At 57.8% G+C, this 20,160-nt stretch carries 17 protein-coding genes and 1 other RNA gene; 10 read left to right on the top strand and 8 right to left on the bottom strand.

Annotated elements, in window-relative coordinates; translation table 11 throughout:
• Positions 1-2: 2 nt before the first annotated feature.
• The 3 genes from BLS30_RS01535 to ffs all read right to left on the bottom strand — a co-directional run bounded on the left by BLS30_RS01535 (position 3) and on the right by ffs (position 2,449).
• Positions 3-323 carry a YbaB/EbfC family nucleoid-associated protein gene (locus BLS30_RS01535; protein WP_090226125.1) on the bottom strand — a complete coding sequence of 107 codons (321 nt, stop codon included), beginning with the start codon at positions 321-323 and terminating at the stop codon, positions 3-5.
• A gap of 25 nt (positions 324-348) precedes the next feature.
• Positions 349-2,247: a DNA polymerase III subunit gamma/tau gene (locus BLS30_RS01540; protein ID WP_090226128.1), complete on the bottom strand. Its 1,899-nt coding sequence runs from the start codon at positions 2,245-2,247 to the stop codon at positions 349-351.
• A gap of 106 nt (positions 2,248-2,353) precedes the next feature.
• Positions 2,354-2,449: signal recognition particle sRNA small type (ffs, locus tag BLS30_RS01545), an RNA gene on the bottom strand.
• 238 nt (positions 2,450-2,687) lie between these two features.
• On the opposite strand from ffs, the gene nudC reads away from it, so the two are divergent.
• Together nudC and BLS30_RS01555 are read left to right on the top strand one after the other, a co-directional pair.
• Positions 2,688-3,626 (top strand): NAD(+) diphosphatase, encoded by a 939-nt coding sequence (gene nudC, locus BLS30_RS01550; protein WP_090226130.1) that lies wholly within the window; start codon positions 2,688-2,690, stop codon positions 3,624-3,626.
• A gap of 55 nt (positions 3,627-3,681) precedes the next feature.
• Positions 3,682-4,308, top strand: coding sequence for an SCO family protein (locus BLS30_RS01555; RefSeq protein WP_046478040.1), 627 nt, complete (start codon positions 3,682-3,684; stop codon positions 4,306-4,308).
• A 143-nt stretch (positions 4,309-4,451) separates the two neighbouring features.
• On the opposite strand, the gene BLS30_RS01560 is transcribed toward BLS30_RS01555, so the two are convergent.
• Genes BLS30_RS01560 through BLS30_RS01570 form a run of 3 tightly spaced genes read right to left on the bottom strand, consistent with a single transcriptional unit; the run spans position 4,452 to position 7,001 of the window.
• Positions 4,452-5,204, bottom strand: a complete 753-nt coding sequence (locus tag BLS30_RS01560) for a glucose 1-dehydrogenase (RefSeq protein WP_090226133.1) — start codon at positions 5,202-5,204, stop codon at positions 4,452-4,454.
• Between the two features lie 39 nt (positions 5,205-5,243).
• Complete coding sequence (locus BLS30_RS01565) at positions 5,244-6,176, bottom strand: prephenate dehydratase (protein ID WP_090226136.1); 933 nt, start codon at positions 6,174-6,176, stop codon at positions 5,244-5,246.
• 57 nt (positions 6,177-6,233) lie between these two features.
• Positions 6,234-7,001 carry a 3-deoxy-manno-octulosonate cytidylyltransferase gene (locus BLS30_RS01570; RefSeq protein WP_046478037.1) on the bottom strand — a complete coding sequence of 256 codons (768 nt, stop codon included), beginning with the start codon at positions 6,999-7,001 and terminating at the stop codon, positions 6,234-6,236.
• 193 nt (positions 7,002-7,194) lie between these two features.
• Between BLS30_RS01570 and BLS30_RS01575 the strand changes: the two genes are divergently transcribed.
• The 7 genes from BLS30_RS01575 to BLS30_RS01605 all read left to right on the top strand — a co-directional run bounded on the left by BLS30_RS01575 (position 7,195) and on the right by BLS30_RS01605 (position 16,486).
• The gene (locus BLS30_RS01575) at positions 7,195-7,734 is read left to right on the top strand and encodes a c-type cytochrome (protein WP_046478036.1); all 540 of its coding nucleotides are present in this window, start codon (positions 7,195-7,197) and stop codon (positions 7,732-7,734) included.
• A gap of 246 nt (positions 7,735-7,980) precedes the next feature.
• Positions 7,981-9,888, top strand: a complete 1,908-nt coding sequence (locus BLS30_RS01580) for an extracellular solute-binding protein (protein WP_090226139.1) — start codon at positions 7,981-7,983, stop codon at positions 9,886-9,888.
• A gap of 48 nt (positions 9,889-9,936) precedes the next feature.
• Positions 9,937-11,793 (top strand): extracellular solute-binding protein, encoded by a 1,857-nt coding sequence (locus BLS30_RS01585; protein ID WP_090226142.1) that lies wholly within the window; start codon positions 9,937-9,939, stop codon positions 11,791-11,793.
• A 35-nt stretch (positions 11,794-11,828) separates the two neighbouring features.
• Positions 11,829-12,947, top strand: coding sequence for a microcin C ABC transporter permease YejB (locus BLS30_RS01590; RefSeq protein ID WP_046478035.1), 1,119 nt, complete (start codon positions 11,829-11,831; stop codon positions 12,945-12,947).
• A gap of 69 nt (positions 12,948-13,016) precedes the next feature.
• Positions 13,017-14,156, top strand: a complete 1,140-nt coding sequence (locus BLS30_RS01595; RefSeq protein ID WP_046480177.1) for an ABC transporter permease — start codon at positions 13,017-13,019, stop codon at positions 14,154-14,156.
• 11 nt (positions 14,157-14,167) lie between these two features.
• The gene (locus tag BLS30_RS01600; protein WP_046480176.1) at positions 14,168-15,805 is read left to right on the top strand and encodes an ABC transporter ATP-binding protein; all 1,638 of its coding nucleotides are present in this window, start codon (positions 14,168-14,170) and stop codon (positions 15,803-15,805) included.
• A 42-nt stretch (positions 15,806-15,847) separates the two neighbouring features.
• Positions 15,848-16,486 carry a glutathione S-transferase family protein gene (locus BLS30_RS01605; protein ID WP_046478034.1) on the top strand — a complete coding sequence of 213 codons (639 nt, stop codon included), beginning with the start codon at positions 15,848-15,850 and terminating at the stop codon, positions 16,484-16,486.
• A gap of 4 nt (positions 16,487-16,490) precedes the next feature.
• Here BLS30_RS01605 and BLS30_RS01610 read toward each other — a convergent pair whose 3' ends face one another.
• Both BLS30_RS01610 and BLS30_RS01615 read right to left on the bottom strand, forming a co-directional pair.
• Positions 16,491-17,417 carry a C40 family peptidase gene (locus BLS30_RS01610; protein WP_342027528.1) on the bottom strand — a complete coding sequence of 309 codons (927 nt, stop codon included), beginning with the start codon at positions 17,415-17,417 and terminating at the stop codon, positions 16,491-16,493.
• Entirely contained in the window at positions 17,414-18,874 is a 1,461-nt protein-coding gene (locus BLS30_RS01615; RefSeq protein WP_052743805.1) for a leucyl aminopeptidase family protein, read from the bottom strand. The genes BLS30_RS01610 and BLS30_RS01615 overlap by 4 nt, the downstream gene beginning before the upstream one ends.
• Positions 18,875-19,220: 346 nt before the next feature.
• Here BLS30_RS01615 and BLS30_RS01620 point away from each other — a divergent pair, with 346 nt between their 5' ends.
• On the top strand, positions 19,221-20,039 hold the full coding sequence (locus BLS30_RS01620) for a tetratricopeptide repeat protein (protein ID WP_052743804.1): 819 nt from the start codon (positions 19,221-19,223) through the stop codon (positions 20,037-20,039).
• Positions 20,040-20,160 lie beyond the last annotated feature (121 nt).

Raw genomic sequence — 20,160 nt, forward strand, 5'->3', positions numbered from 1 at the left:
GCCTAGAAAAGCTTCAAGCCTGGAGGCAACGGCAGGCCTCCTGTTACAGAGGCCATCTTCTCTTGCACTGTCGCTTCGACTTTCGATCTCGCGTCCTGGAAGGCTGCCACAATCAGATCTTCAAGGATGTCGGTCTCTTCGGGCTTAGCGAGACTTGGATCAATCTTGATCCGCTGCATGTCGCCTTTGCCGTTCAAGACGACTTGGACCATCCCCGCGCCGGACCGGCCCTCGATCTCCATTTCAGAAAGTTCGGCCTGGACCTCCTGCATCCGGGTTTGCATCTCCCGAACTTTGCCCATCATGCCCATTAGATCTTTCATTTGAGGTTCCTTAAGTTACGTGGGGTCAACCGGTGCGCGTGCCCGTGTCGTCGTCTTCATCCGTCGCACCGTCAATTGGCCGGACTGCGGCGATCTCCGCATCGGGGAAAGCCCGCAATGCCGCTGCTACGGTCGGGTGTGCTTTAAGTCTTTCGAGTTCCGCAGCTTGCCGTTCTCGCCGCACCACGGCAACGGGTGGAGCGCCCGGCGATTTTGAAAGCGCTACCATCCAGTGATGACTGGTCCACTGGTTGAGCCGCTCGCGTAATTCGTTGGCGATCGTTGGTGGCGCACCCTGGAGCAGATGTAACTCGATGCTGTGCGTGGCTCTGTCGAATTTCACGAGACTGACGTGCTCTTCCAGGAAAACCTTGAGCTTCAGATCACGATGTTGACCTATGATATCAAGAGCTTCCTCGAACGAGCCGGGATCGGGACGCAATCCGCCGCTAACGGGCATCAGGTCCGAGGCAATTGCCGGATCATCGGTATCGAACTCGTCGGAAAAACCTTCGGCAGACTCCAGCCAGCTCTCATCGAGCCCGCCTCCTGCGAAACCTGGGTCCTCGCCCACGAACCCTTGGTCAGTGCCGCCGGTCGCGGCCGAGGGGATCGCGGGTGCTCTATCGCCATAATCTGATTGGCTCCGCGGCGCGGCTGCATCGGCTGTTGCGGGCGCCGGGGCTGCACGGCGTGCCGGCACGCTCTCTCCGCCCAGCGCCTTGATAACCTCCTCAGGCCCAGGCAGATCCGCGGTGTAAGCCATTCGGATCAGCACCATTTCGGCGGCGGCAATCGGGCTTGGCGCGCGTCCGACTTCTTCGATGCCCTTGAGAAGCATTTGCCAAGCGCGAGACAAAAGCGGCACTGAAAGTCGCTCGGCCACGCTGCCGGCACGCCGTTGTTCTTCCGCCGAAAGGGCATCGCGCGCGGCTTCTGCGCCCACCGCTTTAATCCGCGTCGCCAGATGCACAGCCTCGGAGAGATCGGTGAGCACCTGAACGGGCTCGGCCCCATCGCGGTGCAAGGCCGATAATGCGTTGATCGCATCTCCAGCGCGCCCGGCGAATAACAGATCAAGAAGGTCGAAGATCCGACCACGGTCCGCCAAGCCCAACATGGCACGGACGTCGGCCGCCTTCACCTCACCGTTGGTGAACGCTATCGCCTGGTCGAGAATCGACAGGCCATCGCGAACCGATCCCCCTGCAGCCCGAGCGATAAGCATAAGCGCCTCATCTTCAGCGCTCGCCCCCTCTTCCTTGGTGATCTTTTTGAAGTGCTGACTGAGTTGGGGCACGTCGACGCGGCGCAGATCGAACCGCTGACAACGAGAGAGCACTGTAACCGGTACTTTGCGGATTTCGGTCGTCGCGAAGATGAACTTCACATGCTCCGGGGGTTCTTCGAGCGTCTTCAACAACGCGTTGAAGGCAGCCTTCGAAAGCATGTGGACTTCGTCGATGATGTAGACTTTGTAGCGCGCGACCAGTGGCCGGTAACGGGCGCTTTCAATGATCTCGCGTACGTTGTCGATGCCGGTATTCGACGCCGCATCCATTTCAATGACGTCGGCATGCCGGCTTTCCATAATCTCCCGACAGTGGCGGCCGAACGCCGCAGGGTCGGTCGGTAACCGGACCGTTGGCTTGCTGACGCCGTCAACTTCGAAGTTGAGCGCCCGGGCGATGATGCGCGCCGTCGTGGTCTTACCAACCCCGCGGACACCGGTCAGCATATAGCCTTGCGCGATCCGGCCCTGCTCAAAAGCATTGCTCAGGGTCGCGACCATGGCATCCTGCCCAATCAGGTCGTCAAACGTCTGCGGACGGTACTTACGGGCCAACACCACGTAGGGTTTGGTCGCCGTTTCCGATGCTGGAGTGCCGTCGCTTGCCATAATGCCGGTTTTCTTTTGCGTCATCGCGCGGGAGTTTAGCCGCTGAATGATCGCGATGCACGTACCGGCGTCACGTCGCCAAAAGTCACACGTGCCCTGGCGCTTGTGGAGAACGCGACCGCAAAGGGAGATTTAAGGCTGGCGGACGACCCGCGTCCTAATCGTTAGGGCTGCTTCGTTCCCGACCTGACCCGGTTGGCGAGGGATGCGTCCGCCGCCAGCCCATCTGCTATATGACGGGTTGGGCTTCTGTATGCAAGGGTGCATCGTCCCACAAATCCAGATAAAGTGTCAGTCTACTGTGCGCCGAGCCGATTGTCTCGCGAGGGAAGCTTCGCTCTCCGTTGCAATATTGGCAACTCCCCGTTATCTCGACGATATAAGGATCGGCAAAGAATGCCAAACGGCCAACCGCGGCCGGGCTCGGCGCTCATGACGCCGTGGCCATTAGGAGGGAGACCCGGATGACCCCAACACTCGGACCTGCAACCGGACTCGACCGGGCGAGCGACAGACGCTCAGACCGCGAGTACATTGACGGGCTGCTGGGCGCCGATAATGTCCGTTTCCTCGTCATGGCCAATGGCAAGCCCGTGGTTGTGTCGGATGCGGAGCGTACAAAGGCCTCGATCCGGTGGTTTTCTGGAAAGCAAATCGCCGATATGGGGCTGGCCGTGCATGAGGCCATTTTCATGGGCATCGATCCAAAAAGCGGCGCCGGGCACTTTGCCGTTGCGACAACTGAGCACTACGCACGCAATGCTCCCGTGGCAAAGGAGCTTCTCACTCCGATCGTGGATCTACGCTCTCTCGCCGCGCAAGGCACCATGAAGCCAGAGGAGTTGTCGCTGGTTTCGCAAGCCATCTCACTTGCGAACTGGCACGATAACAACCGCTGCTGCGGACGTTGCGGCGGCTCGATGTCGAACAAGGATGGCGGCTGGAAACGGCGGTGCTGGGCCTGCAAACACGAAGTGTTTCCGCGCATGGATCCGGTGGTGATCATGGCGGTCAACGATGGCGAACGCATCGTGCTCGCTCATGAAGAGCGCTTTCCAGACAAGATGTTCTCCACCATCGCCGGCTACGTCGAACCGGGTGACGACATTGAGTACGCCGTACGGCGTGAAACCTTGGAAGAAGTCGGCTTGGACGTTACCGACGTCGAACTGGTCAGCGCGCAGCCCTGGCCTTTTCCGCATTCGCTCATGCTGGGTTGCATGGCGCGTGCACCATCCATCGACCTCAAGGTCAATACGCGTGAAGTTGCCGAAGCACGCTGGTTTACGCGGTCCGAGGCAGCGCAAATGTTGGCGGGTAAGCACCCCGACGGATTGTGGCTGCCAGGCTCGCAAACGATGGCACACCTGCTTATCTCACGGTTTGTAAACGCGACCGCATAAAGACCGCGCCGCGCTTAGACCAACCTATTTTCACCGAACGGAGATCAACAGATCGATGGCGGGCAAGTCGTCTCTTCAGAAACTCAGACTCGTGCTTTGGGGCGCCGTCGCTCTTGCGGCAATTGTAGGCGGTGCGATACTCTTAGGAGAGGCGCAGCAGGCAGTGCGTCAAGGCGCTGAGCTGCCGGGGGCCAAGCGACTTGGCGGCGACTTCACATTGACACGGGCGAACGGAGAAACCTTCTCAAGCTCCGAGTTGAAAGGCCACCCCTATATTCTGTTTTTCGGCTTCACCCACTGCCCCGATATTTGTCCGACGACTTTGCTTGAAATTACCAAGCATCTTGAATCAATCGGATCTGCCACAAAGGATCTCAAGGTGCTGTTCGTTTCGGTTGATCCTGAGCGCGACACGCCAGAGCTGATGGCCCAGTACATGTCTTCGTTCGACCCACGGATCATCGGGTTGACCGGCACGCCAGAGCAGATCGCCAAGGTCGGAAAGCTTTATCGCGCCTTTTACGAAAAGGTACCGCAAGAGGGCGGTGACTACACGATGAACCACACGGCGACGGTCTTCCTGTTCGATGCCAATGGCGCGCTACAATCGACGCTGAGCTGGCAGGAAGACGGAGCGACGCGCGAGGCGAAGATCAAGCGCCTTGTCGGGGACAAGGCGTAAAGACATTTGCGCCCGCGGCGTAGGGTACGATCGATTTCCTAATGAGAACCCGCTGGTGCTCGATGAACGTTGGATCCCGGGGACAAGCCCCGGGATGACAGCCGCGTGTGCTGCGTCGGTACGGTTCTCTCAAACGAGCGCGTTCAGACGCAGCGGCCGCCATCGACTTCCATGGCAACTCCGGTGATGAATTCAGAGGCTGGCTCGGCGAGGAAGACCGCAGCATTGGCGATGTCTGAAGGCTTAGACATCCGGCCTAACGGGATCGTTGAAACAAATTTCGCGCGGTTCTCGGGTGTGTCCGGCACCCCCATAAACTGTTCCAGCATGCCCGTTTCGCCCATCACCGGATTGATGGCGTTCACGCGTATGTTTTTTGGGGCAAGCTCGGCCGCTAGCGACTTGGTCAGGGTAATCGCTGCACCTTTCGAACCATTGTACCAAGTGAGACCGGGCCTCGGCCGTACGCCGGCGGTTGACGCAGTGTTGATAATGACACCGCCTCCACGCCGCTCCATGTGTGGAACACTGGCTAGTGTCGAGAGGTAGATCGCTTTGACGTTGACGGCGTAGACGCGATCGAAGTCGTCTTCCGTCACATTTAGCGCGGGCTGATTTCGATGCGTAAAACCGGCGTTATTGACCATGATGTCGAGGCCACCAAAAGCCTCGACAGCGGCAGCAACCATGGCTTCGACATCTGCGCGTTGGGTGACATCCGTTCGCGTTGCGAGCGCTGATGATCCGATCGCGCGTGCAACGCTTTCAGCACCTTCTCCGTTAAGGTCAGAGACTACAACCTTACAGCCTTCCTCGGCGTAGCGTTCAGCTATAGCCCGTCCGAAGCCAGAGGCGGCTCCGGTGACGACAGCTATCTTCCCTTCAAGACGTGGCATCGCGTTTTTTCCTCCCCATCCGGATACGTCCTGCCGATGTTACCCCGGCTGATGTAGCGTCACCGGACCGTTTTGTTGTGCTGCCACCTCGGCGCGATATGGGCTCGCTTTGTAGGTGCCCAGCAACTTTACCTCGCTTGAAAAGAACGACAGCTCCTCAAGCGCGAGCTGCACCATGCGATCCGCTGGATGGCCCTCAATGTCCGCGTAAAACATTGTCGCGTTGAAAGAACCTTCAAGCTGATAGCTCTCGAGCTTCGTCATATTGACGCCATTGGTGGCAAAGCCGCCCAGCGCTTTATAAAGGGCGGCCGGCACGTTGCGGACCCGGAAGATGAATGTCGTAACCACAGGGCTGTCTTCCGGTTCGGCATCATCGGGATCACGCGAGAGGATGACGAACCGCGTCGTGTTGTGAACCTCGTCCTCGATGTCGCTCTTCAGGATTTCGAGACCGTAGATTTCAGAAGCCAGCGTCGTGGCTATAGCTGCAAGCCCCTTCTCGGAAGACTCGGATACGATACGCGCTGACCCGGCGGTGTCCGCCTCCGGAACCGGGCGGAGCCCCAAGTTTTTCAATGTCTTGCGACACTGACCCAGCGCATGCGTGTGGCTCAGAACCTTCTCGATGTCCGACAGCTTGGCACCCGGCTTTGCCATCAACTGATGACGCACACGCAGAAAGTGCTCACCGACGATATAGAGATCCGCACCAGGTAAAAGGTGATGGATGTCGGCAACGCGTCCAGCGACCGAGTTCTCGATCGGAATCATCGCGTAAGCCGCGTCACCGTTCTTGACGCAGACCAAGGCCTCTTCAAACGTCGGGCAGGCCACGGCCTGGAAGTTTGGGAAGACTTCGCTGCAAGCAAGGTGCGAATTGGCCCCTGGCTCACCTTGGAATGCAACGCGTGCCGAGGCTGGTTTATCCTCGTTTTGCGCGGAGTGCGCAGGCTTTTCAGTTGGGGCCATGTTCAAACGTAGCTGGAAGTAGGAATAAAGACAGACTGGAGCGGGCGGCGCGAAACATTAAGACCCACGCGCCGCGATATCGGCCGCACGATTGTTCAAAAGCTGGCGTGCACGTTCCAAGTCGGCGGGAGTATCGACACCGAGCGGAACCGTGTCAACGATCGCGACATCTATGCGCATGCCATCTTCGAGGGCTCGCAATTGTTCCAAGCGTTCGCGCTGCTCTAACGGCGAAGGCCGCAGAGCCACAAAACGTTCTAGCGCCGAACGGCGATAAGCGTAGATACCGATATGATGATAGAAAGGACCCTCCCCATAGGGAGCCACCGCTCGGGTAAAATATAGTGCTCGCAGCAAGTTAGGTGATCCGACCGGCGTTGCGACCACCTTAACGACGTTGGGGTTGTCGCGTTCGGCCTCCTCGCTGATCTCGGCAGCCAGGGTCACGATGTGCGGCCCCTTGCTGCGCAACGGCGCTATACACGCGTCAACGAGGTGCGGCTCCAACGTTGGCAGATCGCCCTGCAAATTAACGATGTACTCGGCTTCGCTGTCCGGATCGACCTTGTTGATTGCCTCATACACCCGATCAGAACCTGATGCGTGATCAGCGCGCGTCATGACCGCTTCGCCGCCGACTGAGCGAATTGCGTCGCGTATCTCTTCGCTGTCGGTGGCAACAACAACGCGCCCAAGGCCCGCGGCATGAGCCCGCCGCCAGACGTGGACGATCATGGGTTCGCCAGCGATGTCAGCCATCGGTTTGCCTGGCAACCGCGAGGCCTGCATGCGAGCCGGAATTACGATCAAAGTGCTGGTGGACATAGGGCCTTTCACGGGTCACAAGGAGCAATGGTGACAAATAGTCTCGGAGACAACGCTGTTATAGGTAGGCAAGCCGTGTTGCAAGCACAGGCGGAATTCCTATAGTGACGGCCGAATCCAAAGGCTGGCTGGCGCGCCCGTCGGTCGGTCCTGACGCCGGGGCAAGGGCCTTCTACAGCAGGGTTGTTTATCGATGGACTCATTTGAGCTGAGCAAGATCGCGGGGGCCGTACTGACGGCGCTATTACTGATTTTTGGTGGCAAGACACTGATTGAGTTGAGCCAAGGACACGGCGGTGACCACGGCGAGCACGCCATTGTGGGCTATACTTTGCCCGCTCCTGCGCCTGAAGAAGCTGGTGGCGGAGCGGCTGAACCAGCTGCTCCAGCGTTCGATTTTGCCAAAGTCGCGGCAGATGCACCCGCTGGCGATGTTGCGGACGGCGAAGCGACCTTCAAGAAATGCATGTCCTGCCACTCCGCCGAAAAGGGTGGCCCCAATAAGGTTGGTCCGGACCTCTGGGGCATCGTCGGACGGCCGAAAGCGAGCCACGAAGGCTTCACTTATTCGGCTGCTTTGAAGGAAAAGGGCGGCGATTGGACGCTGGAAGATCTCGCGCATTTCCTGCACAAGCCTAAAAGTTTTGTTTCGGGAACCAAGATGGTGTTTCCGGGTGTTTCGGATGAAAAAACCCTCACCAACCTTCTGGCTTACCTGAATAGCCTGAAGTAACGATCCCAATGACGTTCGGCATCCGCCGATTGTACGTCATACGGTCTATTAATGCGGCCTCGCTGCTTTGCCAGCGGGGCCGTTCTGTTATGATTATTTTGAGACCAAGGTGCTTCTTTGAGCCTTAAACATCTGGCCAAATGTGGCGAACCTTAAGAAGACTTAACTCGCCCTCGGCGCTCTCCACCGTTACAGCAGGTGTAGATCTGTATGGACAGACTACGGAGATACTGAGTCTCGGGGCGCATGTCGCCGAATCAAACACATGGAGCCGAAGCGCATATGACGGCCATGACCTGGATTTCGAAGTCGATTGCGATCTCAGCAGCCTTCATGGCCCTGATCTCAGGCCCTCTCTCGCTCGACGTGTCCGCTCAGGATGCTCATCACCACGCGCTGTCCCTGGTTGGCGAACCGAAATTCGGGCCAGACTTCAAGCACTTCGACTGGGCGAATCCCGATGCCCCTAAAGGTGGGACGGTGCGCCGTGCTTCCCTAGGATCCTTCGACACCCTTAATCCTTTCAGCATCAAGGGAGAGACTGCGGATGGCGTTGCCGGGCTGGTCTACGACACGCTGATGGCGACAAGTCTTGATGAGCCATCAACCGAATACGGTTTGGTCGCTGAATGGGTCTCATACCCGGAAGATTATTCTTCCGCCACATTCAAGCTGCGTGAGGGCGCGCGTTTTCATGACGGCCAGCCTATCACACCAGAGGACGTGATTTTCAGTCTGGAGGCCTTAAAAGCGGCCAATCCATTGTTCGCGCTCTACTACAAAAACGTCACGAGTGCGGAGAAGACCGGAGATCACGAGGTCACCTTCCGCTTCGATATGAAAGGCAACCGCGAGTTGCCCCAGATCCTTGGGCAGCTTTACGTGCTTCCCAAGCACTTCTGGGAAGGCAAGCAAGCGAACGGACAGCCCCGCGACATTACCAAGTCTACGCTCGAAGCTCCCTTGGGCTCCGGCCCCTATCGAATCAAATCGGTCGATGCCGGTCGTCAGGTCGCGTTCGAACGGGTCGACGACTATTGGGCCAAGGATCTGCCCGTAGCGCGCGGCCTCAATAACTTTAACGAGATCCGCTACATCTACTTCCGGGATCGCGTACCGGCCTTCGAAGCCTTTAAGGCAGGGCAGATAGATCTTTGGACGGAGTCCAGTGCCAACGCCTGGGCCACTCAGTACAACGTCGACGCTGTCAAGAACGGGCAGATCAAGAAAGAGGCTCTGCCGCACAAACGCGTCGCACCGATGCAAGCGTTCGCATTCAACCTGCGCAGAGCGCAGTTCCAAGACCCACGTGTCCGCCAAGCGTTCAATCTCGCGTTCAACTTTGAAGCGATGAACAAGTCGCTGTTCTACGAGATGTATGTTCGCGTTAGCAGCTACTTCGATAATTCGGAGCTGAAAGCGACCGGACTACCGACGGGGCGTGAGCTGGAAATTCTTGAAAAGGTTCGAGACAAGGTTCCTCCGGAAGTATTCACGCAAGAATGGAAAATGCCATCGTCACCAGACGCTACGGCCCATCGGAACCACTTGCGTGCTGCCTCTAAGCTGCTGAAGGAGGCCGGGTGGCAAACGAACGGCGGAGTTCTTACCAACGCCAAAGGCGATAAGCTCTCCGTTGAGTTCCTCATCGTCAGCCCTGACTTTGAGCGGGTGCTGCTGCCCTATATCGACGATCTGAAAAAGTTGGGTATCGATGCCCGAGTTCGTCTCGTTGACTCAACGCAGTACACGCGACGGCTTGAGGAGTTTGATTTTGACGTTGTTGTCGCGTCCTTCCCGCAGTCGCACTCTCCGGGCAATGAGCAACGTGAATATTGGGGCTCAGCTGCGGCCGATAAGAACGGTAGCCGCAATATCATTGGGATCAAGAATCCGGCCCTTGATGAGCTAATCGAGGATTTGGTTCAGGCCAAAGACCGTGAAGAGGTTGTCGCCGCGACGCGCGCGATTGATCGTGTTTTGCTGTGGAACTACTACGTTGTGCCGCAGTGGCATTACCCCTTCGACCGCGTTGCTTTCTGGGACATATTCGGACGACCTGAGGTGCTTCCCTCCCAGTTCCCGGCTGCGACCACAAATTGGTGGGTCGATGCCGACAAGGCGAAGGCTCTGGCCTCGCAACGCGGCATGTGAAGATCGTTATCTCCAAACCAGGACACGGGCACAGGAAGAGGTGAACGGATGAGGGCAAACTGGAGGCGACCTGGGCGGCACAGCACGTGGGTAAGCTTCGCCATTCTGATCGCGGTGATTGGGACCGCGGTTGCGGAACCGGCCCGCGCCAGCGGTCCGACCCATGGACTATCCGCCTTCGACCAGCTCAAGTATCCGCCTGATTTCAAACACTTCGACTACGTCAATCCCGACGCTCCGAAGGGGGGGCGCCTTGCCATGATCGGCACGGCCGCGCGCGTCACCTTTGACAGCTTCAATGGATACATTTTGAAGGGCGATCCGGCGCAAGGGCTCGAATACCTGTTCGATAGCTTGATGGCGCGTGCCCTTGATGAACCCGACGCCGTTTATGGACTGGTAGCGAAATCCGCCGAGGTCGCCGACGATAATCTCTCGGTGGTTTTCCATCTTCGCGAAGAAGCAAAGTTCACCGATGGCTCCCCTGTCCGGGCCGAAGACGTTGTGTACTCCTTCGAAGCGCTGACCAAGCTAGGGCATCCCAGCTACCGCATCAGCCTGCGCGACGTTACGAAGGCAGAGGCTCTCGATCCGCTGACGGTCAAGTACACGTTCCAAGGCGAACTCACGCGCGATCTGCCCATGACAGTCGCGGCGCTGCCAATCTTTTCAAAGGCATACTACGAGACACAACCCTTCGACCAAACGACGCTCAAACCGCCGCTTGGCTCGGGCCCCTACAAGATCGGTCCGTTCAAGGCCGGTACATTCGTCACGTACATACGGCGCGAGGACTATTGGGCCAAAGATCTGCCCGTCAATCGCGGGCAGTACAATTTCGGTGAACTGCGCTACGAGTATTATCGCGACCGGCAAGCGGAGCTTGAATCTCTTCTCAACGGCTCTTTCGATTTACGCGAAGAGTTTACGAGCGTTAGCTGGGCAACGGCTTATGATGTTCCCGCCGTGCGAGAGGGCAAGATCATACGCATGTCGCCGGAAGACAGCCGGCCTTCCGGCACGCAGGGCTTCTTCTTCAATACGCGACGGAGCAAATTTTCCGACCCGCGAACCAGACATGCAATAGCACTGGCCTTCGATTTCGAGTGGGCCAACAACAACCTGTTTTACAATCTTTACAAACGCACCACGAGTTACTTCGAGAACTCGGACATGAAGGCGTCTGGACCGCCAGGCCCTGCGGAGCTCGATCTCCTTGAACCCTACCGAGCCCAGCTTCCGCCCGAGGTGTTCCAGGAGGCTTACGTCCCACCCGTCAGTGACGGATCGGGTAAGGACCGCAAGCTTTTGCGGCAGGCCGCGGCATTGCTCGATGAAGCCGGATGGAAGCTCCAGGGTGGTGTCCGCCGTAATGCCAAGGGTGAACCGCTGGAAATTGAATTCCTGACATTCTCGGAAGCGTTTTTGCGGATCATCGGCCCTTATGCCGAAAATCTGAAACTGCTGGGGATCAATACGTCCACGCGCTTAGTGGACGGCTCGCAATATCAGCGGCGTATCGAGGACTACGATTTCGATATAACGACACAACGTCTTGTCTTGCGGCTCACGCCGGGCGTCGAAATCAAGAACTACTGGGGCTCCCAAGCCGCTGAAACCAAAGGAACGCCCAATCTCGCGGGCATAGCCAATCCGGTTGTCGATGCGATGATCGACAGAGCGCTCACCGCCAAGTCGCGGGCAGATTTGGTTGCGGCGACGCGAGCCATGGACCGGGTCATGCGCGCCAATCATTATTGGGTCCCGCACTGGTACAAGGCCGAACACAACCTAGCCTTCTGGGACAAATACTCGTGGCCCAAAATCAAACCGAAATACGATCGAGGCGTTATCGCAACGTGGTGGTATGACGCCGAGAAAGCTGCCAAGCTGCAGCGCAAATAACTCCAACCCTCATTCGAAGGACAGCATCACAGACGATGGGCGCATATCTTCTCAAACGCATCGCTCTGATCCTGCCGACGATGTTCGGGATCATGTTCATTAGCTTTGTCATCATCCAGTTCGCTCCTGGCGGGCCAGTCGAACGGGTGATTGCGCAATTGACTGGAACGGATGTGTCGATGACCTCGCGCATCTCGGGAACCGGCGGAGATGGGTTGGGTGGCGCCAGCAGCACCCAGACGGGGCACGGTTCCTCGGAAAGCGTTTCATCGAAATATCGCGGTGCGCAGGGGTTAGATCCCGAATTCGTCAAGAGCCTTGAGAAGCAGTTCGGCTTCGACAAGCCCGCGCATGAACGCTTTCTGATGATGATGTGGAACTATCTGAGGTTTGATTTCGGGAACAGCTATTTCCGCGATGTACCTGTGCTGGATCTGATTGCTGAAAAGCTACCGGTATCGATCTCGCTTGGCATCTGGATGACGCTGCTGACGTATCTGATTTCCATTCCTCTCGGCATCCGTAAGGCTGTGAAAGACGGCGAACCCTTTGACATCTGGACCTCCGGCGTTCTCGTCATCGGCTACGCCGTGCCGGGCTTTTTGGTTGCCGTTCTCCTGCTTGTTCTTTTTGCCGGTTCCTCATTCTTCCAGTGGTTCCCTTCGCGGGGGCTGTTCTCGGAAAATTGGGCTCAGCTTTCGCTGTGGGGTAAAATTCTAGACTATTTCTGGCACCTGACGCTGCCAATCATCGCGATGGCGATTGGCGCCTTCACGACGATGACGTTCCTGACCAAGAACTCGTTCCTCGATGAAATCCGAAAGCAATACGTGCTGACCGCGCGCTCGAAGGGCCTCAGCGAACATCAGGTGCTGTACCGGCATATCTTCCGCAACGCGATGCTCTTGATCATCGCTGGCTTTCCCGGTGCGTTCATTCACGCGTTCTTCTCGGGCAGCCTGCTGATCGAAACGATTTTTTCCTTGGATGGCCTCGGCCTTTTAGCTTTCGAGTCCATCGACAAACGCGACTACCCAGTGGTGTTCGCGACACTCTACATCTTCGCTTTGCTTGGATTGGTGGTGAACATCATCTCTGACTTCGTTTACACCATGGTCGACCCCCGCATCGATTTCGAAAGCCGGGAGGTATAGGCCGTGGATGCACTCAACGAAGAAGAACGCGACGTCGCAGCGGCGACACCAACGGGCGGCTCATTCGCCTTGTTCGCGCCGATCTCGCGACGGCTGAAGCCAACGCCAGTCAACATCCGTCGTTGGCAGAACTTCAAAGCCAACAAACGCGGGTATTGGAGCCTCTGGCTCTTCCTGGTCCTGTTTTTCATTTCGCTCTTCGCAGAGTTCATCGCCAACGACCGACCGATCCTCGTCAGCTACAAAGGCGAGTTGCTGGCTCCGATCTTTATCGACTATCCGGAAGAGAAGTTCGGGGGCTTCTTGGCGATCACCGACTATCGAGACCCCGTAATCATCGAAGAGATCGAAGCTCACGGCTGGATGCTGTGGCCGCCGATCCGCTATTCCTACAACACCATCAATCGGGACTATCCGCGCCGTCAGGGCCCAGACGGCCTCTGCCTCGGATACCCCGCACCTCCGCCTTGGGCGTCGCGCGCACCCTTGTGTGAGACGACGCCGGAGCAGCTCGCGCGCTTCAATAATATTTGGAATACAAACTGGCTGGGGCTCGACAACCAAGGGCGAGACGTGTTGGCGCGCGTCATATACGGCTTCCGGGTTTCAGTGCTCTTCGGGCTTATCCTCACCATCCTATCGTCCGCGATTGGCGTGGGGGCCGGCGCGGCACAAGGCTATTTCGGTGGCCGAGTCGACCTCATTTTTCAACGCATGCTGGAGATCTGGTCGTCGATCCCATCGTTGTTCGTTCTGTTGATCATCTCGTCGGTTCTAGTGCCCGGGTTCTGGACGCTTCTTGGTACATTGCTGTTGTTCCAGTGGGTGTCACTGGTGGGAGTGGTGCGTGCCGAGTTTCTGCGGGCCCGAAACTACGAATACATCACAGCCGCGCGTGCGCTTGGGCTCTCGAACGTCAGCATCATGTGGAAACACATGCTGCCCAACGCGATGGTCGCAACGCTCACGTTCCTTCCGTTCCAACTTTCCGGATCAATATCGGCGCTGACCGCGCTGGACTTCCTGGGCTTGGGACTACCACCGGGTTCTGCCTCGCTCGGGGAGCTTCTCTTGCAGGGCAAGAAGCATTTGGAAGCTCCCTGGCTGGGACTTACGGGCTTCTTTGCGCTGGCCATCATGCTGTCGCTGCTCATCTTCATCGGTGAAGCCGTGCGCGATGCCTTAGATCCTAGAAAAACCTTCAGGTAGTGGCCAACGACATGAACCACGTCGAAACCCTTGTTCAGGTCCGCCACCTCTCCGTTGCCTTCAAGTCCGGAGAGGAGACAAAGGTCGCCGTCGACCGCGTCTCCTTCAAGATTGGTAAGGGCGAGGCCGTGGCGCTCGTTGGAGAATCCGGCTCCGGTAAAACGGTGTCGGCACTGTCTATTCTTCGCCTCCTGCCTTACCCGGCAGCATCGCATCCGACGGGCGAGATCTTCTTTCGCGGCAAGAACCTGCTGGCTGCCTCCGAAGATGAAATGCATGGCATTCGTGGTGCCCGTATTTCCATCATCTTCCAAGAGCCGATGACTTCGCTCAATCCGCTGCACACGATCGAAAAGCAGGTGGGCGAAGTCCTCAAGATTCACCGTGGAATGGATGACAAAGCGGTGCGTGCCCGCGTGCTAGAGCTACTGCACAAGGTCGGGATCAACGAACCGGAAAAACGACTCAACGCTTATCCGCATCAGCTCTCGGGTGGCCAACGTCAACGCGTCATGATCGCGATGGCGTTAGCTAACGAGCCAGACCTCCTGATCGCGGACGAACCAACGACCGCCCTCGACGTTACGATTCAAGCCCAGATCCTCGAACTCCTGAAGAGCCTATCGCGGGAAATGGGTATGGCCCTGCTTCTCATCACCCACGACCTTGGGATCGTGAGGAAGATGGCCCAGCGCGTCTACGTTATGAAGTCTGGCAAGATCGTAGAAGAGGGCCCTACCGAAGCTCTGTTCAATGATCCGCAACACGCTTACACGCAGCAACTGCTCGCCGCCGAACCCAAAGGTGAACCCGCCCCATCGGACGAGCGTGCTCCGGTGGTGATAGAGACGGACAACCTCAAGGTCTGGTTTCCGATTAAGTCGGGTTTGCTCCGGCGCACCGTTGACCACGTCAAGGCTGTCGATGGGCTGTCTCTGAAACTGCGCGAAGGCCAGACGTTGGGTGTCGTGGGGGAGTCAGGGTCCGGCAAGACGACCTTGGGATTGGCGTTGCTGCGGCTCATCTCATCTGAAGGCCCGATAGCGTATATTGGCAAACGGATTGACGGGCTGAACTCTCGCCAGATGCGCCCCCTTCGTAAAGACATGCAGATTGTTTTCCAGGACCCCTACGGCTCATTATCACCGCGCCTCTCGGTGAGCCAAATCATCGAAGAAGGGCTGCTCATTCAACAGCCGAGTTTGAATTACGACCAGCGGCGCGAGCGTATCGGGCAAGCCCTGGAAGAGGTCGGCCTCGATGAAAACAGCCAGGACCGCTACCCACACGAGTTTTCAGGCGGGCAGCGTCAGCGCATCGCGATTGCGCGGGCCATGGTGCTCAAACCGAAGTTCGTCATGCTCGATGAACCAACGAGCGCGTTGGACATGAGCGTGCAGGCACAGATTGTTGATCTGCTTCGAGATCTTCAGAAGCGGCGCAATCTCGCGTATCTCTTCATATCCCACGACCTTCGGGTCGTTCGGGCTTTGTGCAGTTACATCATAGTCATGCGCAACGGGAAAGTGGTGGAAGAGGGGCCGTCCGAGCGGGTCTTCAAAGAACCAAAGGAAGCTTACACCCGTGCGCTTCTCGCTGCAGCGCTCAATCTTGAAGTCGTTCACGAAGAAGCCTTGAGCGACAATTAAGCTTGCTCCGCAGTTTTCGTAGATGAGCCGCCGGAGATAACGATGGATGGGAATAGCAGTGATTTAATCCATTACCATGCCCCGCGAACCCGATCGGGGGCGATCCGTTGGCTGTTCGCAGAACTGGACGTCCCGCACGACCTCAAGCTGATGAATCTGGCCAAAGGAGACCATAAGACGCCAGAGTTCCTGGGCATCAATCCGATGGGCAAGGTGCCCACCGTGGTTCACAAGGGGGTTGTTATTACCGAGGCCCCAGCAATCTGTGCTTATCTCGCTGATGCGTTTCCGGCTGCCGGCTTAGCACCTGCTACGGATGATCCGGCACGGGGCCGCTATTTTAGAGCCCTGTTCTTCTATTCGGGTTGTGTCGAACCGGCCGCTGGGGATCGTGCGTTGAAGCGTGAGCCGGGACCTTCTAGCCAAGTCGGCTATGGCACATTTGAATCGATGATCGAGGGACTGAAAGACATTATCGGTTCAGGCCCCTACATCTTGGGCGAGCGTTTTACGGCTGCCGACGTCATGCTTGGCGCGGGTGTTGGATACCTAAGCGACTTCGGGCTGCTTCCTAAGGATCCCGTTTTGAGCAGCTACGTTGCGCGCGTTCGTGCACGGCCGAAGTATGCCCGCACCACGGCGGAAGAAGAAACGTTGTTGGCAAAGCTCGCGGCTGAGTGAGCGTTTAGGCCGTGACAGACGTCAGGCGTTTGATGGCAGTAATCTTCGAACCGCCTCTGGCTATCCGTTCCACGGCTTCAGGCAATGTTTCGACGGTGACCGCCATGTGATGCGCATTGGCATGCAGCAGCATGATGCCGTCCACCAAGATGCCGACATGGCCTGCCCAGAAAATCAGGTCGCCGCGCAGAAGACCATCAAGATCCTCCGGGACCAAAACGTTGGCACCCAGTTCCGCCTGCTGCATGTCGCTGTCGCGCGGAGCGGATATTCCTGCCGCTTCAAGGGACAATTGAACCAGTCCCGAACAATCAATTCCCAATCGCGTTCGGCCGCCCCAAAGATAAGGCGTGCCAATAAAGCGCTCGGCGACTTCGACGAAATCGCGTGAAAATGCACCTTCTTCGGCAACGTGCCGCGAAACTACGTAGCCGCCCGTTTTCAGCTTGCAGAACTGTTCGTCCATGTCGGCAATGGCGAAACCGCTATTCAGGCTGAGATGGGTCAACGGCGGTGATTTGATGTCTGGTTCGGGATAGATGAACGTGCCAAGCGCACGGACCTTGTGCGTAGGCCATTCGACGTTCTCGGACAAAGCATCGGCGCGCACATAGCCCACATAACGATCGCGCACGAGTTGCACCCACGCCCAACCATCCGCAACGTCATAGACGACGACCACTTCGCCAAACAGCGCTTCTGTGTCGACCGGCGCGTTCGGCTGCGGATGGCGCCGCACCATTACGCTGGTGTGGCGGACCTGGGCCCAGTCGCCATCGACGTAGCGCGGGGCTTGGACCAGATTGCGTATGTTGTTCGCCGCAAGATCCTCGCGATAAGCATTGCGACGAGGATCGAGCATGTTCTCACCGGATGCAGGCACCTGAGGTTCCGGCTTCACAACCAAATCGGTGGTGGTCGTCGTGCTCACGAGATCGTCTCCCGTCTAAGAGCTTCAAACACAGCACGTGCAGATTGCGGCTCGCCGCCTTTCGGTCCCAATGGTCGCGCGGAGGGCCGCCAACCATACAGATCGATATGGGCATAGCGACGGGCCCGGGAAACGAAGCGATTCAGAAACAGAGCCGCCGTGATTGCTCCGGCAAAGGGCCCATCTGAGACGTTATTCATATCGGCAACTTCGCTTTCGAGGTTGCGTTCGTAACCCGGCCAGAACGGCATGCGCCAAACAGGATCACCCAAAGCTTGCCCTTGAGCCAACACGGATTGGGCAAATCTGTCATCATTGCAGAATAATGCCGGCAAATCTGGCCCTAATGCGACACGCGCCGCGCCGGTCAAAGTCGCAAGAGAAACAGTGAGGTCCGGCGACTCTTCGTCAGCGAGACTCAAGGCATCGGCCAGGACGAGTCGCCCCTCGGCGTCCGTATTTCCGATTTCGACGGTGCGACCTGAACGGCTTGTGAGTACGTCGCTAGGGCGAAAGGCATTGCCTGCAACAGAGTTTTCGGCGGCGGGAATAAGGATGCGTAGGCGAATATTGAGTCCTGCCGACATGATCATATGGCCGATGGACAAGGCAGTCGCTGCGCCTCCCATGTCCTTCTTCATCAACAGCATACCAGCTGCCGGTTTGAGGTCGAGGCCGCCAGTATCGAAGCAGATGCCCTTGCCGACCAGGCAGATCAACGGTGTGTCGGAGCCAGCGGTGGGCGGTTGCCAGCGCAGATCGATCAACCGTGGCGCTCGTGTACTTGCACGACCAACGGCGTGGATCATCGGCAGGTTTGCGGAAAGAAGGTCATCTCCAACGGTCGTTGAAATTTCAGCTTTGTGGCGCGTGGCCAGAGCGCGTGCGGCTGCTTCCAGTTCGTCCGGGCCTAAATCGCTGGGTGGCGTATTGATCAAATCCCGCCCCAACCAAACCGCTTCGACGATCGCGCGCACCTTTTTAGCGTCCGCGCCGACCGGAATTTGCAGACGCGGTGCGGGATCAAACTCACCACCACGATAGCGCCGGTAGCGATACGCCCCCAGACCCCAGGCGATGGCCGCTAGTTCATCCGCCTCGCCGGTGCCCGCTAGCGCGTAGTCACCTGGCGGCAAACTCGCCGCAAGCTGCCCCACGAGAAGATCCGCGGGGCCACACGGCTCTCCCGGTTTGCCGCCGGCTTTTCCTGTGCCAAGTACGACGCCCGCAAGTGATCCGTTGTCCGCCGGAAGCAACGCTTGGCGCCGCACGGTGCCCTTAAAGCGCTGCGCTTCGAGCCATCGGACATGAGCCGCATTGGACGCCACTTTATCGGGTAACGCAGCATCATCGGAAGTCAGCCAAATCGGCGTTCCTGGCGTGAGCTCGGCACCTTCCGCCGAAAAAACCCCATCAACGTCAGGGATTTGCCACCCGCCAAGTTCGTTTGCGCTCATAATCGTGCTCCAGCCTTAACTCGTAGCCTCGGTATTCCGGCTTCTCTGTTTGAGCCTTTACCGCTGACCACTGCGGTTTGTTTCGAGCGCGCAGTCTTAGCACGACTCGCAATGGCAGAGGGGCATGTGGACGCGGCCATGCTCGCCCCGAGTACAATTAAGCCTTTGTTGACCGGCGTCTCAGATCCTGACGAACAAGCACAGTGATTCGCATCTGCGTGATGTTCATCAAAGGATCAAGTACATGGTGCACCCCTGGGGGCTGATCATACCTCGCCCAACCGGCTCAATTCTGTGCGCCGTTGCGGCCGGACTTTTAGTGAGCGGATGCGCTCAGAACGGTGCAATGCCAGGGGCCGATTTACTGGGTGAGGCAACGGCCTTTACACGCCCTGCGCCCAAACCTGCGCAAGATGGGGTCGTCACTGAGAAGGAACTTGCGGAAGCTACGGGCTATTGGGGCGAGCGTTACGCCAAAGCTCCCACCGATCTGGAAGTCTCGTTAAATTATGCCAAGAACTTGAAGGCGATGGGCCGCAAGCAGCAAGCCCTCGCCGTGCTGCAACAATCAGGCATGTTCCACGCCGATAGCCGGGAACTCGCCGGTGAATATGGCCGGCTCGCGCTCGATCTTGGCCAGATGAACGTCGCCGAAAAATTGCTGGCCTTCGCCGATGATCCGGCAAAACCTGATTGGCGCGTTATTTCTGCCCGGGGTACGGTGCTGGCCAAACAGGGTAAGTATGCAGAATCAATACCCTATTTCGATCGCGCTCTGACGCTCAAGCAGAATCACCCTTCACTGCTTAACAACCTTGCGCTTGCCCACGCTATGACAGGCGATGCGAATAAGGCCGAGGGGCTGTTGCGCCAAGCCGCCGATGCCGGTGCTAGCGAAGCCAAGATCCGGCAAAATCTCGCATTGGTCCTGGGCCTTCAGGGCAAATATCAAGAATCCACACAGATCGCTTCCCGCGACATGCCAGCGGATACCGCAGCAGCCGACACGGCGTATTTACGCAAGCTTACGCAGCTAGCGCCTGTAGCCCCTTCCAAAGGTGGCGATGTGCAGGTTGCCAAGGTGCAATTCAAGGGAAGCGCTCTGCCCAACGATGCGCTATCAGGCTGGAACTCGCAGGTCGTCGCGGCGGACGCGCGCCAATAGAAGTTTCTACGCTGAGCGTATTGCGCTTCAGAAACCGTATTTAACAATCCAAGCCGAAAGGTACCCGATGATTAGCAACGGGTGCCTTTCGGTTTTCCTGTCGGTTTTCCTGTTTTTGCCT

This window comes from Filomicrobium insigne (assembly GCF_900104305.1).
Taxonomy (GTDB): domain Bacteria; phylum Pseudomonadota; class Alphaproteobacteria; order Rhizobiales; family Hyphomicrobiaceae; genus Filomicrobium; species Filomicrobium insigne.

What these genes read in the sequence shown, in the direction of transcription:
- BLS30_RS01540 (WP_090226128.1), bottom strand. Translation starts at nt 2,247, where the DNA reads ATGACGCAAAAGAAAACCGGCATTATGGCAAGCGACGGCACTCCAGCA.
- BLS30_RS01580 (WP_090226139.1), top strand. Translation starts at nt 7,981, where the DNA reads ATGTCGCCGAATCAAACACATGGAGCCGAAGCGCATATGACGGCCATG.
- BLS30_RS01535 (WP_090226125.1), bottom strand. Translation starts at nt 323, where the DNA reads ATGAAAGATCTAATGGGCATGATGGGCAAAGTTCGGGAGATGCAAACC.
- BLS30_RS01560 (WP_090226133.1), bottom strand. Translation starts at nt 5,204, where the DNA reads ATGCCACGTCTTGAAGGGAAGATAGCTGTCGTCACCGGAGCCGCCTCT.
- BLS30_RS01565 (WP_090226136.1), bottom strand. Translation starts at nt 6,176, where the DNA reads ATGGCCCCAACTGAAAAGCCTGCGCACTCCGCGCAAAACGAGGATAAA.
- BLS30_RS01585 (WP_090226142.1), top strand. Translation starts at nt 9,937, where the DNA reads ATGAGGGCAAACTGGAGGCGACCTGGGCGGCACAGCACGTGGGTAAGC.
- BLS30_RS01600 (WP_046480176.1), top strand. Translation starts at nt 14,168, where the DNA reads ATGAACCACGTCGAAACCCTTGTTCAGGTCCGCCACCTCTCCGTTGCC.
- BLS30_RS01590 (WP_046478035.1), top strand. Translation starts at nt 11,829, where the DNA reads ATGGGCGCATATCTTCTCAAACGCATCGCTCTGATCCTGCCGACGATG.
- BLS30_RS01615 (WP_052743805.1), bottom strand. Translation starts at nt 18,874, where the DNA reads ATGAGCGCAAACGAACTTGGCGGGTGGCAAATCCCTGACGTTGATGGG.
- nudC (WP_090226130.1), top strand. Translation starts at nt 2,688, where the DNA reads ATGACCCCAACACTCGGACCTGCAACCGGACTCGACCGGGCGAGCGAC.
- BLS30_RS01575 (WP_046478036.1), top strand. Translation starts at nt 7,195, where the DNA reads ATGGACTCATTTGAGCTGAGCAAGATCGCGGGGGCCGTACTGACGGCG.
- BLS30_RS01555 (WP_046478040.1), top strand. Translation starts at nt 3,682, where the DNA reads ATGGCGGGCAAGTCGTCTCTTCAGAAACTCAGACTCGTGCTTTGGGGC.
- BLS30_RS01605 (WP_046478034.1), top strand. Translation starts at nt 15,848, where the DNA reads ATGGATGGGAATAGCAGTGATTTAATCCATTACCATGCCCCGCGAACC.
- BLS30_RS01570 (WP_046478037.1), bottom strand. Translation starts at nt 7,001, where the DNA reads ATGTCCACCAGCACTTTGATCGTAATTCCGGCTCGCATGCAGGCCTCG.
- BLS30_RS01620 (WP_052743804.1), top strand. Translation starts at nt 19,221, where the DNA reads ATGCCAGGGGCCGATTTACTGGGTGAGGCAACGGCCTTTACACGCCCT.